The following is a 13030-nucleotide window of genomic DNA, read 5'->3' as shown; positions in this document are numbered from 1 at the left end:
GTGGTGAGCTCGGTGGTGAGCTCGGTGGTGAGCGCAGTGCTGTTGGTCACGGCTCTTCTCTCGTGGGTCGGCAGGAGGACCAATTCTAGGGAGAACGCGGCCTGGCCCTCGGGTGTGGTCGCAGTGTGGTCCGAGCGTGGACGCACCCTGGAGGCACGGTGGACGCTGTGAAGGGCGCCCGAGCCCGCCGCGAAGTCACTGTGACGCGGCCCCGGTGCGGCATAGGGTGAGATGGAGGGCGCACCCGCACCCGGTGAGAGGAGGCAACGTGCTGGAGTTCGAGGACGTGCCGGAGCTCGTCGACCCCGTGCTCATCGCCGCCTTCGAGGGGTGGAACGACGCCGGGGAGGCCGCCAGCGCGGTGGTGCGACACCTGTCCGACGTGTGGGAGGCCGAGCTCGTGGCGGCCTTCGACCCGGAGGACTACTACGACTTCCAGGTGAACCGGCCGCGGGTCGGGATCGAGGACGGCAGGCGGGTCCTGTCGTGGCCGACGACGCGCATCCTCGTCGCGACCGAGACCGGTCTGGACCGCGACGTCGTCCTCGTCCAGGGCATCGAGCCGTCGATGCGCTGGCGGGCGTTCTCGCTGGAGCTCCTCGAGCTCGCACGCCACCTCGGGGTGTCGACGATCGTGACCATCGGGGCACTCCTCGCCGACGTCCCCCACACCCGTCCGATACCGGTGACGGCGACGGCCGAGGACGATGCGTCGATCCACCGTTTCGACGTGGAGGCCAGCCGCTACGAGGGTCCGACCGGGATCGTCGGCGTGCTCAGCTCGACGGCGAGCGATGCAGGGGTGCCGACGGTGTCGGCGTGGGCCGCGGTGCCGCACTATGCGGGCGGCTCCCCCTCACCGAAGGCGACGCTGAGCCTGCTCCGTCGGATCGAGTCGCTCCTCGGGGTGACGATTCCGCACGGGGACCTCGAGGAGAACGCGTGGGCGTGGGAGCGGGGCGTCGACGAGCTGGCCCAGTCCGACGACGAGGTCGCCGAGTACGTCCAGTCGCTCGAGGAGGCCCAGGACACCGCCCAGCTGCCGGAGGCGATGGGCGATGCCATCGCCCGCGAGTTCGAGAGGTACCTCCGCGGGCGGGACAACGACCAGGGCGGTCGCTGAGCTCGCCCGCCGGGAACACAGGAACACCGCGGCCGTATGCCGCTGAGCTCCTCGCTGCGAACCTGACCAGCCGCTGCTCCCGGAGTCAGAGGCGCACGCCGAGGACGGAGTCGAGGGCTCGGGCCAGGACACCGGGCGCACCGAGGTCGTCGCCGCCGCTGCTCAGGGCCTCCGCGGCCCACGCGTCGACTGCGGCGAGGGCCCGGGGACTGTCGAGGTCGTCCGCGAGAGCGGCGCGCACCTCGGCGATGGTCGCCTCGGCGGGCGGTCCGCCGTTGCCCGACACCGCTTGGCGCCAGGTGTCCAGTCGCGCCTGGCCGGCACGGAGGTCGGCCTCCTCCCAGATCCAGTCCTGCGCGTGGTGGTGCGCGAGGAGCGCCACCCGGATCGCCATGGGGTCCACCCCGGCCCGGCGCAGCTCGGAGACGAAGACGAGATTGCCCTTGCTCTTGCTCATCTTCTCGCCGTCGAGCCCGACCATGCCCTGGTGGACGTAGGCACGCGCGAAGCTCGGCTGACCACTGAAGGAGCGGGCATGGGCGGCACTCATCTCGTGGTGCGGGAAGATGAGGTCGTTGCCGCCACCCTGGATGTCGATGGGCACGCCGAGGTGGCTGCAGGCGATGCAGGCGCACTCGATGTGCCAGCCGGGACGACCGGGTCCGAGCGGACCGCCGTCCCACTCCGGCTCACCCGCCCGGTGCGCCCGCCAGAGCAGCGCGTCGAGCCGGTTGCGCTTGCCGGGCCGGTCCGGATCGCCGCCCCGCTCGGCGAAGACCGCCAGCATGTCCGCCTCCTCGAGCCGGCTCACGGAACCGAACTTCGGGTCGCGGCTCACGTCGAAGTAGACGTCATGGGCCTGTGGACGCGAGGCGTCCGGGGCCGGGACGAGGTAGGCGTCACCGATGGCGAGGAGCTTCTCGATGGGTGCGATGAAGGTCGGGATGCTCTCGACCGCGCCGAGGTACTCGTCGGGTGGAAGGACCCCGAGAGCCGTCATGTCCTCCCGGAAGAGCCCGATCTCGCGGGTCGCGAGCTGTTGCCAGTCGATGCCGTCCCGCTCGGCCCGCTCGAGGAGAGGGTCGTCGATGTCGGTGATGTTCTGGACATAGCTGACCTTGACACCGCTGTCGCGCAGGACGCGGACGAGCAGGTCGAAGGTGACGTAGGTCGCCGCGTGCCCGAGGTGGGTGGCGTCGTAGGGGGTGATGCCGCAGACGTAGACCGAGGCCGAGTCTCCCAGGGCCGCCGGGACGAGCTCCCCGCTGACCGTGTCCCTGACTCGCACCTGCGGGGATCGACCGGGAACGATCGGGACGAACGGTGCGGGCCAACTCTTCACGCGCAGACTCTATCCGTCGTCCGGCCGACCGCTGCCCTCGCTCCCCCACCTGCGGGTCGGCGCGACGTGCATGGTGGCTCAGCGCGGCTTCGGGGCAGCACCAGGACAGCTACAGCGGGGGCCAGGGCACAGCAGGCCAAGCCGGGCTCGGCCGGGGGTGGCGCCGACTCCTGAGGAGACGATCGACCCGGTCGTGCAGGGCGCGCACGTCGTCGACAGGCAGGAGCACCTCCAGCTCCCGAGCCAGGCCCGTGGCGGCAGTGTCCAGTGACTCCCGGAGCCGAGCGAGCCGGCCCAGGTCAGCCTGGGCCAGGGGCTCGTCGGCCCAGCCCCACAGGACGGTCCGCAGCTTCGGGCTCGCGTGGAAGGTGACGCCGTGGTCGATGGCCCACAGGCGGCCGGTCGCATCGCGGAGGCAGTGCGAGCCCTTGCGGTCCGAGTTGTTGATGACGGCGTCGAGCACGGCGAGGGATCGGACGTCGTCCCGACTGGAGTGCACGACCGTGACCGGCTCACCGCGCGGGGTCTCCGCGGAGAAGGTCGGGAGCCAGCCGTCCGGCACCTCTCCCGCTGGCACGAGGTCCACGACGAGGTCGTCGGCGAGGGGCGCGAAGGGATCTCCGATCCACCGCTGCACGGAGCCCGGACCGAGCGGGCCGTCTCGCAGGACGGTGGGCGGCACGAGGCTCCAGCCACCCGCCTCCGAGACGAGGTGAGCAGCGACCTCTCGCCCGGCCAGCGTTCCTTCGGGGAAGTCCCACAGCGGTTGCTCTCCGCGAACCGGCTTGTAGATGGCGTGGGCGCCCTCCTCCCCGAGAAGCCGCACGAGCACGGCGAGGTTGGACGAGTCCGGGAGCCGGCCGACCACCTCGAGGTCACCGAGCAGGACCGGGTCCTCGCCCACCGGACGGAAGGTGCCGTCAGCGACGGTAGCCATTGGCCCGCGGGCAGATGTGCCCCGTCGGGTCGAGGGGACCACCGCAGAAGGGACAGGGCGGACGTCCGGCAGCGACGATGGACAGGCTGCGCCGGGCGAAGGCCCGGGCCTGTGCCGGGTCGAGCGACACGCGCAGGGAGTTGCGGGTGAAGGGAGACGCCTCGAGGTCCGTCAGACCCGCGGCGCCGGGCTCCCCCTCCTCGCTCGCGACCTCGTCGGGGTCGTGGTCATGGCACTCGATGACGAGCCGCTGCCGGTCCTCGTCCCACGCGAGGGACAACGTCTGGACCCGCCAGTCCTCCTCGAAGGGCGTCTCCAGGGGCGCCGTGTCCTCGGGCGCGCCTCCGGGCTGCCCCGGCTCGATCGCCGACGTCGGAGCGAGCTGGTCGAGGACGTCGTTGACCCGATCCGCGAGGACCGAGACCTGCTGCTTCTCGACGGCCACGGTCACGACCCGCTTCCCGTCGGTGGCCTGCAGGTAGAAGGTCCGGTTGCCGACCGGCCCGACCGTGCCGGCGACGAAGCGCGCGACGGGGTCGAAGTCCTGGAAGGTCATGCCGACGACCCTATCCGACCTCGGACGGGCCGTCCGAGGCGTCGCCGCCGCCGGGCGCGGACGCAGCAGGTGTGCCTGCACCACCGCCGACCTCCGCGTCGCCTTCGGGAACGGCGCCACTCGCCGGGCGCACCGCCGTCAGGTCGCCGCCGATGTCGTTGAGACGGAGCACGAACGGCTTCCGGCTGGTGTAGCGGACGACGCTGACCGACCCGGGGTCGACGACGAAACGCTGGAAGTCGTCCAGGCCGGCTCCTGCCGCGTCGGCGAGGACCGCCTTGATGACGTCGCCGTGCGAGACCGCGACCCACACCGCATCGGGACCGTGCCGTTCGAGCACGCGCGCATCGGTCTCGTGCACGGTGCGCAGGGCGCGCTCCTGGACATCTGCCAGCGACTCGGATGCGTAGTCCTCGGAAGTCGGGAAGCGGGCCTGGCTCGGCCGGTTCTGGACGACCTGCCACAGAGGGTCGGCGACCAGGTCCCGGATCGCTCGCCCGGTCCACGCGCCGTAGCGGCACTCGCCGAGCCCGTCGTGCACCGACCGCAGCACGGTGCCGAGCCGGGCAGCGATGAGGTCGGCCGTCTGGACGCACCGGTCGAGTGGCGACGACACCACCTCGACGACCGGGAGCTCGGCCGCCGCGATGGACGTGCCCACCCGCGCCGCCTGGGCCTGCCCGGTCTCGTCGAGGAACACTCCCGGCGCCCAGCCGGCCAGCACCCCTGCGGTGTTGGCCGCCGACCTGCCGTGGCGGACGAAGAGGACGGTGGGCACCCGGCCAGCGTAGACGCGTCGGCCAACCCAGCGGCATACGGCCGGTCCCTGTGGTGGAGTAGGGCTGTGATCGTGGACCAGGCCATCTACCGCGACGGCGAGCGGGTCGAGTGCGGCGACCTGAGCGACGAGCTCGCCACCCTCCGCGCCGGAGCGCCGGGCTTCCTGTGGATCGGCCTCAAGGACCCGACGGACGACGAGTTCGCGCTCGTCAACACCGAGCTCGGCCTGCACCCCCTCGCGGTCGAGGATGCCGTGACCGGCAACCAGCGCGCCAAGATCGAGCAGTACGAGCGGTCCGTCTTCGTCGTCCTCAAGACGCTTCGGTACATCGAGGCGACGAGTGACATCGAGACCGGCGAGCTCATGCTCTTCATCGGCGACCGCTTCGTCGTCACGGTCCGGCGCGGCGAGGGGAACCCGCTGAGCGACGTGCGGGAACGGCTCGAGGAGGAGCAGGACCGCCTCCTGCACGGCCCGCTCGCGGTCCTGCACGCCGTCATGGACTCGGTCGTCGACCACTACGTCGACGTCGCCCAGGAGCTCGCGCTCGACCTCGACGAGATCGAGGCGCAGGTCCTCACGGCGGACGGTGTCGGGGACGCGAGCGCGATCTACCGGCTCAAGCGGGAGGTCCTCGAGGTGCGGCGCGCGACCCTCCCCCTGGCTGATGCGCTCGCCACGTACATGGACCGCGGCGGCGGCCGCGAGCTGCACGTGGACGTGCGCCACCTCTTCCGTGACGTCGCGGACCACCTGCGACACGTCAACGACCACGTGGAGAGCTACGACCGGCTCCTCACCGACGTCCTGTCGGCCCACCTCGCGAGCGTCTCAGTGCAGCAGAACTCCGACATGCGCAAGATCTCCGCGTGGGTGGCGATGGCCGCGATCCCCACCATGGTCGCCGGCATCTACGGCATGAACTTCTCGGTCATGCCGGAGCTCGTGGCGAGCGTCAACATCGGTGGCCGGGAGTACTACTACGGGTACTTCCTCATCCTCGCCCTCACGGCCGCGGCGTGCGTGTACCTGTGGACGAGGTTCAAGCGCTCGGGCTGGCTCTGAGAACACCGGGCCGGGCCCGTTGGCCCGCCCAGGGGGCACAGTCTCATCGGCACCCTCCGCCCGGTGCCCGCCAGCCTCGGCTCGAGGCACGGCCGGCTCGAGTGGCCCCGGTGTCCACAGGCCCTACCGTCGGCGGGTCCTCGTCTCAGGTGGCCGGCATCCAGCTCGCGGCCAGGACGACGGCCAGCACGATGCCGAGCCCGACGCGGTACCACACGAACGGCAGCAGGCTGTTGGAGGCGACGAAGCGGAGCAGCCAGGCGATCGAGGCATAGGCGACGACGAACGCCACGACGAGCCCGACGACCATCGGGCCGACCCCGAGGGCGACGAGGTCCTCCTGCTGCTCCACCGCCTGGAAGACGCCCGCCGCGGTGAGGGCGGGGATCGCCAGGAAGAAGCTGAGACGCGTGGCCGTGACGCGGTCGATACCCCGGGCGATGCCGGCCGAGATGGTCGCCCCGGAGCGCGAGACCCCGGGGATGAGGGAGAAGCACTGGACCAGACCGATGACGAGGCCGTCGACCGGTGTCACCGAGTGCTCCCCGCGGACCGCGCCCTTGCGCTCGTATGCCGAGTGCGCTCGCTCGGCGGCCACCATGACCCCGCTCCAGAGCACGAGCGCAGCGGCCACGACCCAGAGGCTCCTCAGGTCGCCGGCGATGAGGTCGCGGCCGAGGAACCCCACCACGCCGACCGGGATGGAGCCGATGACGACGGCCCACGCCAGGCCGTAGTCCGGGTCGGCGCGCCCGGCCGGCCCGGCGAGGCCACGGAACCAGGCCCGGGCGAAGCGGACGATGTCCGTGAAGAAGTAGATGAGGGTCGCCGCGATGGCGCCGAGCTGGATGACCGCGGTGTAGGCGGTCACTGCGGGCGCGTCGACCTCGAGCCCGAGCAGCTTCTCCGTGATGGTGAGGTGCCCGGTCGACGAGACGGGGAGGTACTCGGTGAGGCCCTCCACGACGCCGAGGATGATCGCGTCGAGGTAGCTCAGGTCAGCCACGATTCACGAACCTTCTGGGTTGACGAACGCCGATGTGCCGTCCTGGTCAACCGTGCTTGCCGGCCGGGCACAGTCGTGCAGCCTATCCCGACGAAATGGGGTCGCCGACCGCAGGTCACCGCACCCGGTCCGGCATGAGCTCGGCGAGCACCGCGAGGGTGGCCGTCGCCTGGTCGCGGGTCATCCGCCCTCCGGTGGCCACCGCCAGCGTCGTCACACCCACGTCCTCGTAGCGGCGCAGTCGCTGGACCACCCGCCGTGGCGAGCCGAGCAGCGCCGTCTCGTCGATGAACTCGAGCGGCACCGCCGCGGCAGCCTCGCGGTGTCGACCGGCGAGGTAGAGGTCCTGGATCGTGGCGGCCTCCTTCTCGAAACCCATCCGGGAGGCGAGGCGGTTGTAGAAGTTCTGCTCCCGAGACCCCATGCCGCCGATGTAGAGCGCGCAGTACGGCCGGAGGTGGTCTGCTGCGTCGCGGACGTCGTCGACGAGCACGACCGGCGTCGCGGACACGACGTCGAATCCCGCCATGGGGTCGTCCCCGCTTCCGCGACCCGCGGCCCGGCGAGCCGCGGAGATGACGTCGATCTGCTCGCGGGCGTGCTCGGGGCTGAGGAAGATGGCCAGCCAGCCGTCCGCGACCTCACCGGTGAGGGCGAGGTTGCGGGGGCCGACGGCGGCGAGATACACCGGGACCTCGTCGCGGAGCGGGTGCGAGCCCAGCTTGAGCGCCTTGCCGGGTCCGTCCGGCAGCGGCAGCTCGTAGTGCGGTCCGGCATGGGTCACCCGGTCCCGTCGGAGGACCGAACGGACGATCTCGACGTAGTCGCGCGTCCGCCCGAGCGGGCTGGTGAACCGGACGCCGTGCCAGCCCTCGCTGACCTGCGGCCCGGACACACCGAGGCCGAGGCGGAAGCGACCCCCGGACATCGTGTCGAGGGTGGCCGCCGTCATCCCGGTCATCGCCGGGGTCCGGGCCGGGATCTGCATGACGGCGGAGCCGAGGTGGATCCGCTCGGTGAGTGCCCCGATCCACGCGAGCATGGAGGGTGCGTCCGAACCATAGGCCTCGGCGACCCAGACGCTGTCGTAGCCGAGCCGGTCGGCCTCCTGTGCAATGGCCACCATGTCGTGCGCCGCCGCGCTGCGTTCCCAGTAGCCGAGGTTCACTCCCAGTCGCATGGGGCGAGGCTATCGGCACGTCAGGCACGCCCCTGCGTGACCGACGGCTCCTCCGGCGTGCCGGGGGCCCGCGGGCCTCTCCCGAGGGACTAGCGTGCGTGGTCATGCACAGGCGTCTCGGCTCGTCGGGCCTCAGTATCGCTCCGCTCGCCCTCGGGACGATGACGTGGGGCAACTCGGTCGACCGGCACGAGGCCAAGGACCACGTCCGAGCCTTCCTCGATGCCGGATGCCAGGTCATCGACACCGCCTACGGCTACGGGGGCGGCGACGCGGAGTCCTGGCTCGGCGAGATGCTCGACCAGGTCGTCTCCCGCGATGAGGTCGTGATCTGCACCAAGTCCGGCATCCACCGGGTGGCCGACGAGCGGCGGGTGGATGTCTCGAGGCGTGCCCTGATGCACCAGCTCGACACGTCGCTGCAGCGCCTCCGCACCGACCACGTCGACCTGTGGCTGGTGCACACCTGGTCCGACGACGTTCCCCTGGCCGAGACGCTGTCGGCTCTCGAGTGGGCGGTCGCCTCGGGGCGGGCCCGCTACGTGGGTGTCTCCAACTACTCGGGATGGCAGGTCACGCGGGCGCTGAGCCTGCTGGAGCAGGCACGGATTCCATTGGTGGCCAACGAGATACAGTACTCCCTCGTGGCCAGGGAGCCGGAGCGGGAGGTCCTGCCGGCCGCCGAGGCGCTGGGCTTCGGGGTCCTGGCCTGGTCGCCCCTGGGCCGCGGCGTCCTCACCGGCAAGTACCGGGCAGGGGTGCCCGCGGGCTCGAGGGCCACCTCGCCGCACTTCCCCGACTTCGCGCAACGGTTCCTCGACGAGCACAACGTGCAGGTCGCGGAGGCGGTCGTCATGGCGGCTCGCGGCCTCGGGGTCACGCCCGGCGAGGTGGCCCTGGCCTGGGTCCGGGACCAGCCCGGCGTCACCGCACCGATCGTCGGTGCCCGCACTGGCGCGCAGCTGCGGACGGCACTGTCCAGCCTCGAGCTCACCCTGCCGCCGGAGATCGTCGAGGCCCTTGACGACGTGTCCGCGCGGCCATGAGTCCCCGCAGCGGATCCTGACCGCTGGTCGCCGCCAGGGCAGGAGTGCGGGCCGAGCGCGTCAGACCTCGGACTTCACGCCATCGTCCTCGTCGTCCTCGTCGTCCTCGTCCTCGTCGTCGTCATCGAAGTCGAGGTCGTCCCCGTCGTCGAGGTCCTCGTCCTCGTCCTCGTCGTCGTCGGCATCGTCGTCGTACTCGTCGGGGTCGAGACCCGTGTAGACGCCGTCGTCCTCGTCCTCGTCCTCGTGGCCGTCGAAGTCATCGCCGTAGACCGCGAGGGGCGTGGCGACCTCGGTGGCGTCGAAGAGCGCCTCGTCGTAGTCGTCGAACGCCTCGGCCAGGTCCTGGGCGGCTGCGATGACGAGCGGGTGGTCGGGGTCCTTGGTCGACCCCGCCGCCTCGTAGTGGCGTTCGAGAGCGGTGATGAGCCGCTCCAGGGCGGCACGGGGCTCCACGGTCATGACTTGACCGTAGTGGACCCACGCGGGCGATGACACCGATTGGTGCACTCCAAAACGGGAACGGCCCGCAAACGCGGGCAACGTTCGCGGGCCGTGTCATCCGGCGCTAGAGCAGTGGGGTCGTCACGACGTCGGCAGCTCGACGATGTCCGAGGCGGGTGGGGCCGTGATGTCCACGGGCTCACCGTACTTGCTCATGGTCATCTCGGCCTCGATGCCGGCGACGGAGTAGACCACCTGGCGGATGCGGTCCTCGTCGTCCAGCCACATGTTGTACGTCAGGGTGTCGGGTAGCTTCGCGGCGTCGTCGGGCAGGGTGTCGCCGAGCTCCTTGGTGTCCATCGTCACCTCGTAGTGCTGGAGGCTCTCACCATCGACGTCCTCCTCGCCGACGTACTTGACGTCGGTGACGGCCTTCTCGTACGTCTCGGCCATCTTCGCGGGATCGGCCTGCTGGAGTGACTTCTCGAACTCCTTGGCCATCTCACCGGTGACCTCCATCTTGGCCCACTTGTCCGCGTCGAGGCCCGGCACGCCCTGGAGGTAGAGGACGTTGTCGACGAGGATCATGTCCAGGGTCATGTCGGGACCCATGTCCATGGACATCTGCATGGCGGGATTCTTCGGGTCGACCTTCGTGTCTCCCGACATCGTGATGGTCTCGCCGTCGGCGTCCATGACCATCTCCACGTGGGCGGTGGTGAGCTGGGCGCTTCCGGCCTTGAGTGCGTCGATGAACGACGCCTTGTCGCCGTGTCCGGTGGCCTCCGGTTCGGACGACGTCGGCGATGCGGCGCCGGACGTCTGGTTCGTGGTCGGTGCGGGTGCCTCGGTCGTGCCGCACGCCGCGAGGAGCGCGACGGGCAGGACGAAGGCGGCTGCCGCGATGCGGCGGGTCCTCTTCAACATGTAGATGCCCTCCTGGGCCGTTCGATGCCCGCGAACGGGCCTTCCCCCCGATCCCCTGGACCGGACCGTGTGACGGTACCTCACGCCTCCGTGATCCGAGATCGCGGGGATGTCACAATGTCGGCGATGACCGACCCTGACTACAGGTACGAGTACCGCGTCCTGACGTTCGACCGGCACACCCCGAAGGCCGCCGCACGTCAGGCGGTGCGTGAGCACGCCGAGTACGGCCGGTGGGAGCTGGTCCGCTCGGTCCGATACGAGGGTGGGGTCCACCGCATGTGGCTCAGACGCAAGATCATGCGCGTCCAGCGCACCGCGTGAGAATCGGGCCCCGCGCTCAGCAGGTCCGGAGGAAGTCGCCGAGCACCCGGGCCCCGAAGCGGAGCGACTCGACCGGCACCCGCTCGTCGATGCCGTGGAACATCGGGGCGAAGTCGAGGTCGGCGGGCAGCCGCAGGGGCGCGAAGCCGTATCCCCGGATCCCGAGGCCGGCCAACGCCTTGTTGTCGGTGCCTCCCGAGAGGCAGTAGGGCAGCACCGCGGCGCCGGGGTCCGCACGCAGCAGCGACTGCTTCATCGCCTCGACGAGGTCGCCGTCCCACGGTGCCTCGAGGGCGATGTCCCGGTGGACGACCTCGACCTCGACGTGCTCGCCGGCGAGCTCGCGGATCGTCGCCAGCAGCGCCTCCTCGTGACCGGGCAGGAAGCGGCAGTCGACGGCGGCCGAGGCTGTCTGGGGAATGACGTTGTGCTTGTAGCCCGCGTCGAGCATGGTGACGTTGGCCGTGTCCTGGAGGGTCGCGCGCACGAAGCCCTGCGCGCCGCCGAGGACACCGAGGAGCGGGTCGAGCCCAGCGGCATACGGGATCTGCGTCAGCCCGCTGACGCCGTCGAGCAGCTGCTTGACAGAGGCGATGTACTCGCGGGGCCACTCGTGTGCGGCGATGCGCCCGATGGCGCCGGCGAGCCGGACGATCGCGTTCTCCTCGTTGGGGACGGATCCGTGGCCCGCGCGGCCGTGCGCGTGCAGGCGCAGCCAGACGATGCCCTTCTCGGCGGTCTGGAGCAGGTAGGCCCGCTGCTCCCCGGTGGGGGTGGGAACCGTGATGCTGTAGCCACCGACCTCGCTGACGGCGTCGGTGACGCCCTCGAACCAGCCCGGATGATGGTCGACGAGCCAATGGCTGCCGTGCACTCCCCCCGCTTCCTCGTCGGCGAAGAACACGAACGTCGTCGTCCGCGCCGGCCGTGTGCCGGTGCGGGCGAACTCGCGCAGGTTGGCGAGGATCATCGCGTCCATGTCCTTCATGTCGACGGCGCCACGTCCCCAGACGCACCCGTCGCGCTCCTCGGCGGCGAAGGGGTCGACCTGCCAGTCGGCGGCGTTGGCCGGCACGACGTCGAGGTGCCCGTGGACGGCGAGGCCGGGACGGTCGGGCTCGCGTCCCTCGATGCGCAGCACGACCGTGGCGCGACCCGGCCTGCTCTCGAGCAGCTCGGCCTCGAGCCCGACCTCGGCGAGCTCGGCCATGACATACTCCGCCGCGGCGCGCTCCCCCGGACCGCTGTCGTCCCCGTAGTTGGACGAGTCGATGCGGATGAGGTCCCGGCAGATCCGGGTCACCTCGTCCTGCGCGGTGGGCCGGCCGGTGGGCGCGTCTGACGGGGCTGGGGCGGGCCTGGAGGTGTCCTTGGCGGCGTGCGACGTCATGGCGTCAGCGTATGCCGCTGGGCTCGCCGGGAGCCCCCGCGCGGTTTGGTCTTTTGCCGGGGGCCCGTGCTACCGTTTCACCTCGCCGCAAGGGATTCCCTCGGAAACGTCGGGCCCTTGCTCATCACCTTGTCGGGGTGGCGGAATGGCAGACGCGCTAGCTTGAGGTGCTAGTGCCCTTAACGGGCGTGGGGGTTCAAGTCCCCCCCTCGACACCAGCCAGGCCCTGTGTCCCTCGGGACACGGGGCCTGACGCATCCACGGCGCACAGGCGGCCCGTCGCGAGGTTCCGTCCGTCGGGTCGAGGCGGGCAGGCCGGCCACCTCAGACCTCGATCTCGGCGAGCGCCGCCGGCTGCTCACGGACGAGCTTGCGTGCGAGGAACCGACGCGGCCGCCGTCAGCCGCTCACCGGCTCGTCCGTGCAGGAACGCGCCCCAGACGGCCGCCTGCTCCGGGCTGGCACCGCGGGCGAGCAGGCCGACGACCGCCCCCGCCCTGGTGTCGCCGGGCCGGACGCCGTCGAGACGGCCCGTGAGGCAGGCCATCCCCAGGGCGTCGATGAGCACGGCCGTGTCCAGATGGGGCACCACCTCCTCGAGGAGCGCGGTCGCGGCATCGGGCCGCATGATCCCGGGGCCGAGCAGGACGGCATCCGCGGCCCCTGCCAGCTCGAGGACCCGTTCGGCGGCCCGCGGGCCGATGTCTCCGTCCTCCTCCTCTGGCAGGCCCTCGACGAAGACTTGCGGGACTGCGGTCGAGAGCAGGGGTGTGTCGGCGTGACCTCCGGGCGGGACGACGCGGTGAGCCACGCGCTGACCGCGGGCTCCTGTCAAGCGGGCCGTACCCGCAACCAGAGCATCCTCCTCGGAGAGGCGGGCAGCAGGGCCCTGCCGCTGCGGGCTTGGAC

At 71.1% G+C, this 13030-nt stretch carries 14 protein-coding genes and 1 tRNA gene; 5 read left to right on the top strand and 10 right to left on the bottom strand.

The genetic code is table 11. The features are described from left to right. Positions 1-268 precede the first annotated feature (268 nt). Positions 269-1123 (top strand): PAC2 family protein, encoded by an 855-nt coding sequence (locus tag LOY02_RS01710; RefSeq protein WP_317180587.1) that lies wholly within the window; start codon positions 269-271, stop codon positions 1121-1123. Between the two features lie 85 nt (positions 1124-1208). Here LOY02_RS01710 and mshC read toward each other — a convergent pair whose 3' ends face one another. From mshC to LOY02_RS01690, 4 genes are all read right to left on the bottom strand, one after another. Further along, the gene (gene mshC / locus LOY02_RS01705; protein ID WP_317180586.1) at positions 1209-2465 is read right to left on the bottom strand and encodes a cysteine--1-D-myo-inosityl 2-amino-2-deoxy-alpha-D-glucopyranoside ligase; all 1257 of its coding nucleotides are present in this window, start codon (positions 2463-2465) and stop codon (positions 1209-1211) included. Between the two features lie 109 nt (positions 2466-2574). Further along, positions 2575-3369 (bottom strand): SCO1664 family protein, encoded by a 795-nt coding sequence (locus tag LOY02_RS01700; protein ID WP_317180585.1) that lies wholly within the window; start codon positions 3367-3369, stop codon positions 2575-2577. A 16-nt stretch (positions 3370-3385) separates the two neighbouring features. Then, positions 3386-3958, bottom strand: a complete 573-nt coding sequence (locus tag LOY02_RS01695) for a DUF3090 domain-containing protein (protein WP_317180584.1) — start codon at positions 3956-3958, stop codon at positions 3386-3388. 10 nt (positions 3959-3968) lie between these two features. After that, positions 3969-4736: an MSMEG_4193 family putative phosphomutase gene (locus LOY02_RS01690; protein ID WP_317180583.1), complete on the bottom strand. Its 768-nt coding sequence runs from the start codon at positions 4734-4736 to the stop codon at positions 3969-3971. A 66-nt stretch (positions 4737-4802) separates the two neighbouring features. Here LOY02_RS01690 and LOY02_RS01685 point away from each other — a divergent pair, with 66 nt between their 5' ends. Continuing rightward, entirely contained in the window at positions 4803-5804 is a 1002-nt protein-coding gene (locus LOY02_RS01685) for a magnesium and cobalt transport protein CorA (protein WP_317180582.1), read from the top strand. 145 nt (positions 5805-5949) lie between these two features. Here LOY02_RS01685 and LOY02_RS01680 read toward each other — a convergent pair whose 3' ends face one another. Both LOY02_RS01680 and LOY02_RS01675 read right to left on the bottom strand, forming a co-directional pair. Next, entirely contained in the window at positions 5950-6810 is an 861-nt protein-coding gene (locus tag LOY02_RS01680; protein ID WP_317180581.1) for an undecaprenyl-diphosphate phosphatase, read from the bottom strand. 115 nt (positions 6811-6925) lie between these two features. Then, on the bottom strand, positions 6926-7990 hold the full coding sequence (locus LOY02_RS01675) for an LLM class F420-dependent oxidoreductase (protein WP_317180580.1): 1065 nt from the start codon (positions 7988-7990) through the stop codon (positions 6926-6928). 104 nt (positions 7991-8094) lie between these two features. On the opposite strand from LOY02_RS01675, the gene LOY02_RS01670 reads away from it, so the two are divergent. Beyond that, a complete protein-coding gene (locus tag LOY02_RS01670) occupies positions 8095-9036 on the top strand; it encodes an aldo/keto reductase (RefSeq protein ID WP_317180579.1) in 942 nt (313 codons plus the stop codon). Between the two features lie 60 nt (positions 9037-9096). Here LOY02_RS01670 and LOY02_RS01665 read toward each other — a convergent pair whose 3' ends face one another. Continuing rightward, entirely contained in the window at positions 9097-9498 is a 402-nt protein-coding gene (locus tag LOY02_RS01665; RefSeq protein WP_317180578.1) for a hypothetical protein, read from the bottom strand. A 123-nt stretch (positions 9499-9621) separates the two neighbouring features. After that, a complete protein-coding gene (locus LOY02_RS01660) occupies positions 9622-10407 on the bottom strand; it encodes an LppX_LprAFG lipoprotein (protein WP_317180577.1) in 786 nt (261 codons plus the stop codon). A 126-nt stretch (positions 10408-10533) separates the two neighbouring features. Between LOY02_RS01660 and LOY02_RS01655 the strand changes: the two genes are divergently transcribed. Further along, on the top strand, positions 10534-10731 hold the full coding sequence (locus LOY02_RS01655) for a DUF5703 family protein (protein WP_410505902.1): 198 nt from the start codon (positions 10534-10536) through the stop codon (positions 10729-10731). A gap of 16 nt (positions 10732-10747) precedes the next feature. On the opposite strand, the gene LOY02_RS01650 is transcribed toward LOY02_RS01655, so the two are convergent. Beyond that, positions 10748-12121 carry a M20/M25/M40 family metallo-hydrolase gene (locus LOY02_RS01650; protein ID WP_317180575.1) on the bottom strand — a complete coding sequence of 458 codons (1374 nt, stop codon included), beginning with the start codon at positions 12119-12121 and terminating at the stop codon, positions 10748-10750. A 131-nt stretch (positions 12122-12252) separates the two neighbouring features. Between LOY02_RS01650 and LOY02_RS01645 the strand changes: the two genes are divergently transcribed. After that, positions 12253-12339, top strand: a tRNA-Leu gene (locus LOY02_RS01645). Between the two features lie 140 nt (positions 12340-12479). Here the strand turns inward: LOY02_RS01645 and LOY02_RS01640 are convergent. Next, positions 12480-12932 carry a hypothetical protein gene (locus tag LOY02_RS01640; RefSeq protein ID WP_317180574.1) on the bottom strand — a complete coding sequence of 151 codons (453 nt, stop codon included), beginning with the start codon at positions 12930-12932 and terminating at the stop codon, positions 12480-12482. Positions 12933-13030: the final 98 nt, after the last annotated feature.

The organism is Intrasporangium sp., assembly GCF_032907665.1.
Classification (GTDB): Bacteria; Actinomycetota; Actinomycetes; order Actinomycetales; family Dermatophilaceae; genus Intrasporangium.
The sequence above is the reverse complement of the archived record's forward strand: the minus strand, read 5'-3'. Positions and strand labels throughout refer to the sequence as shown.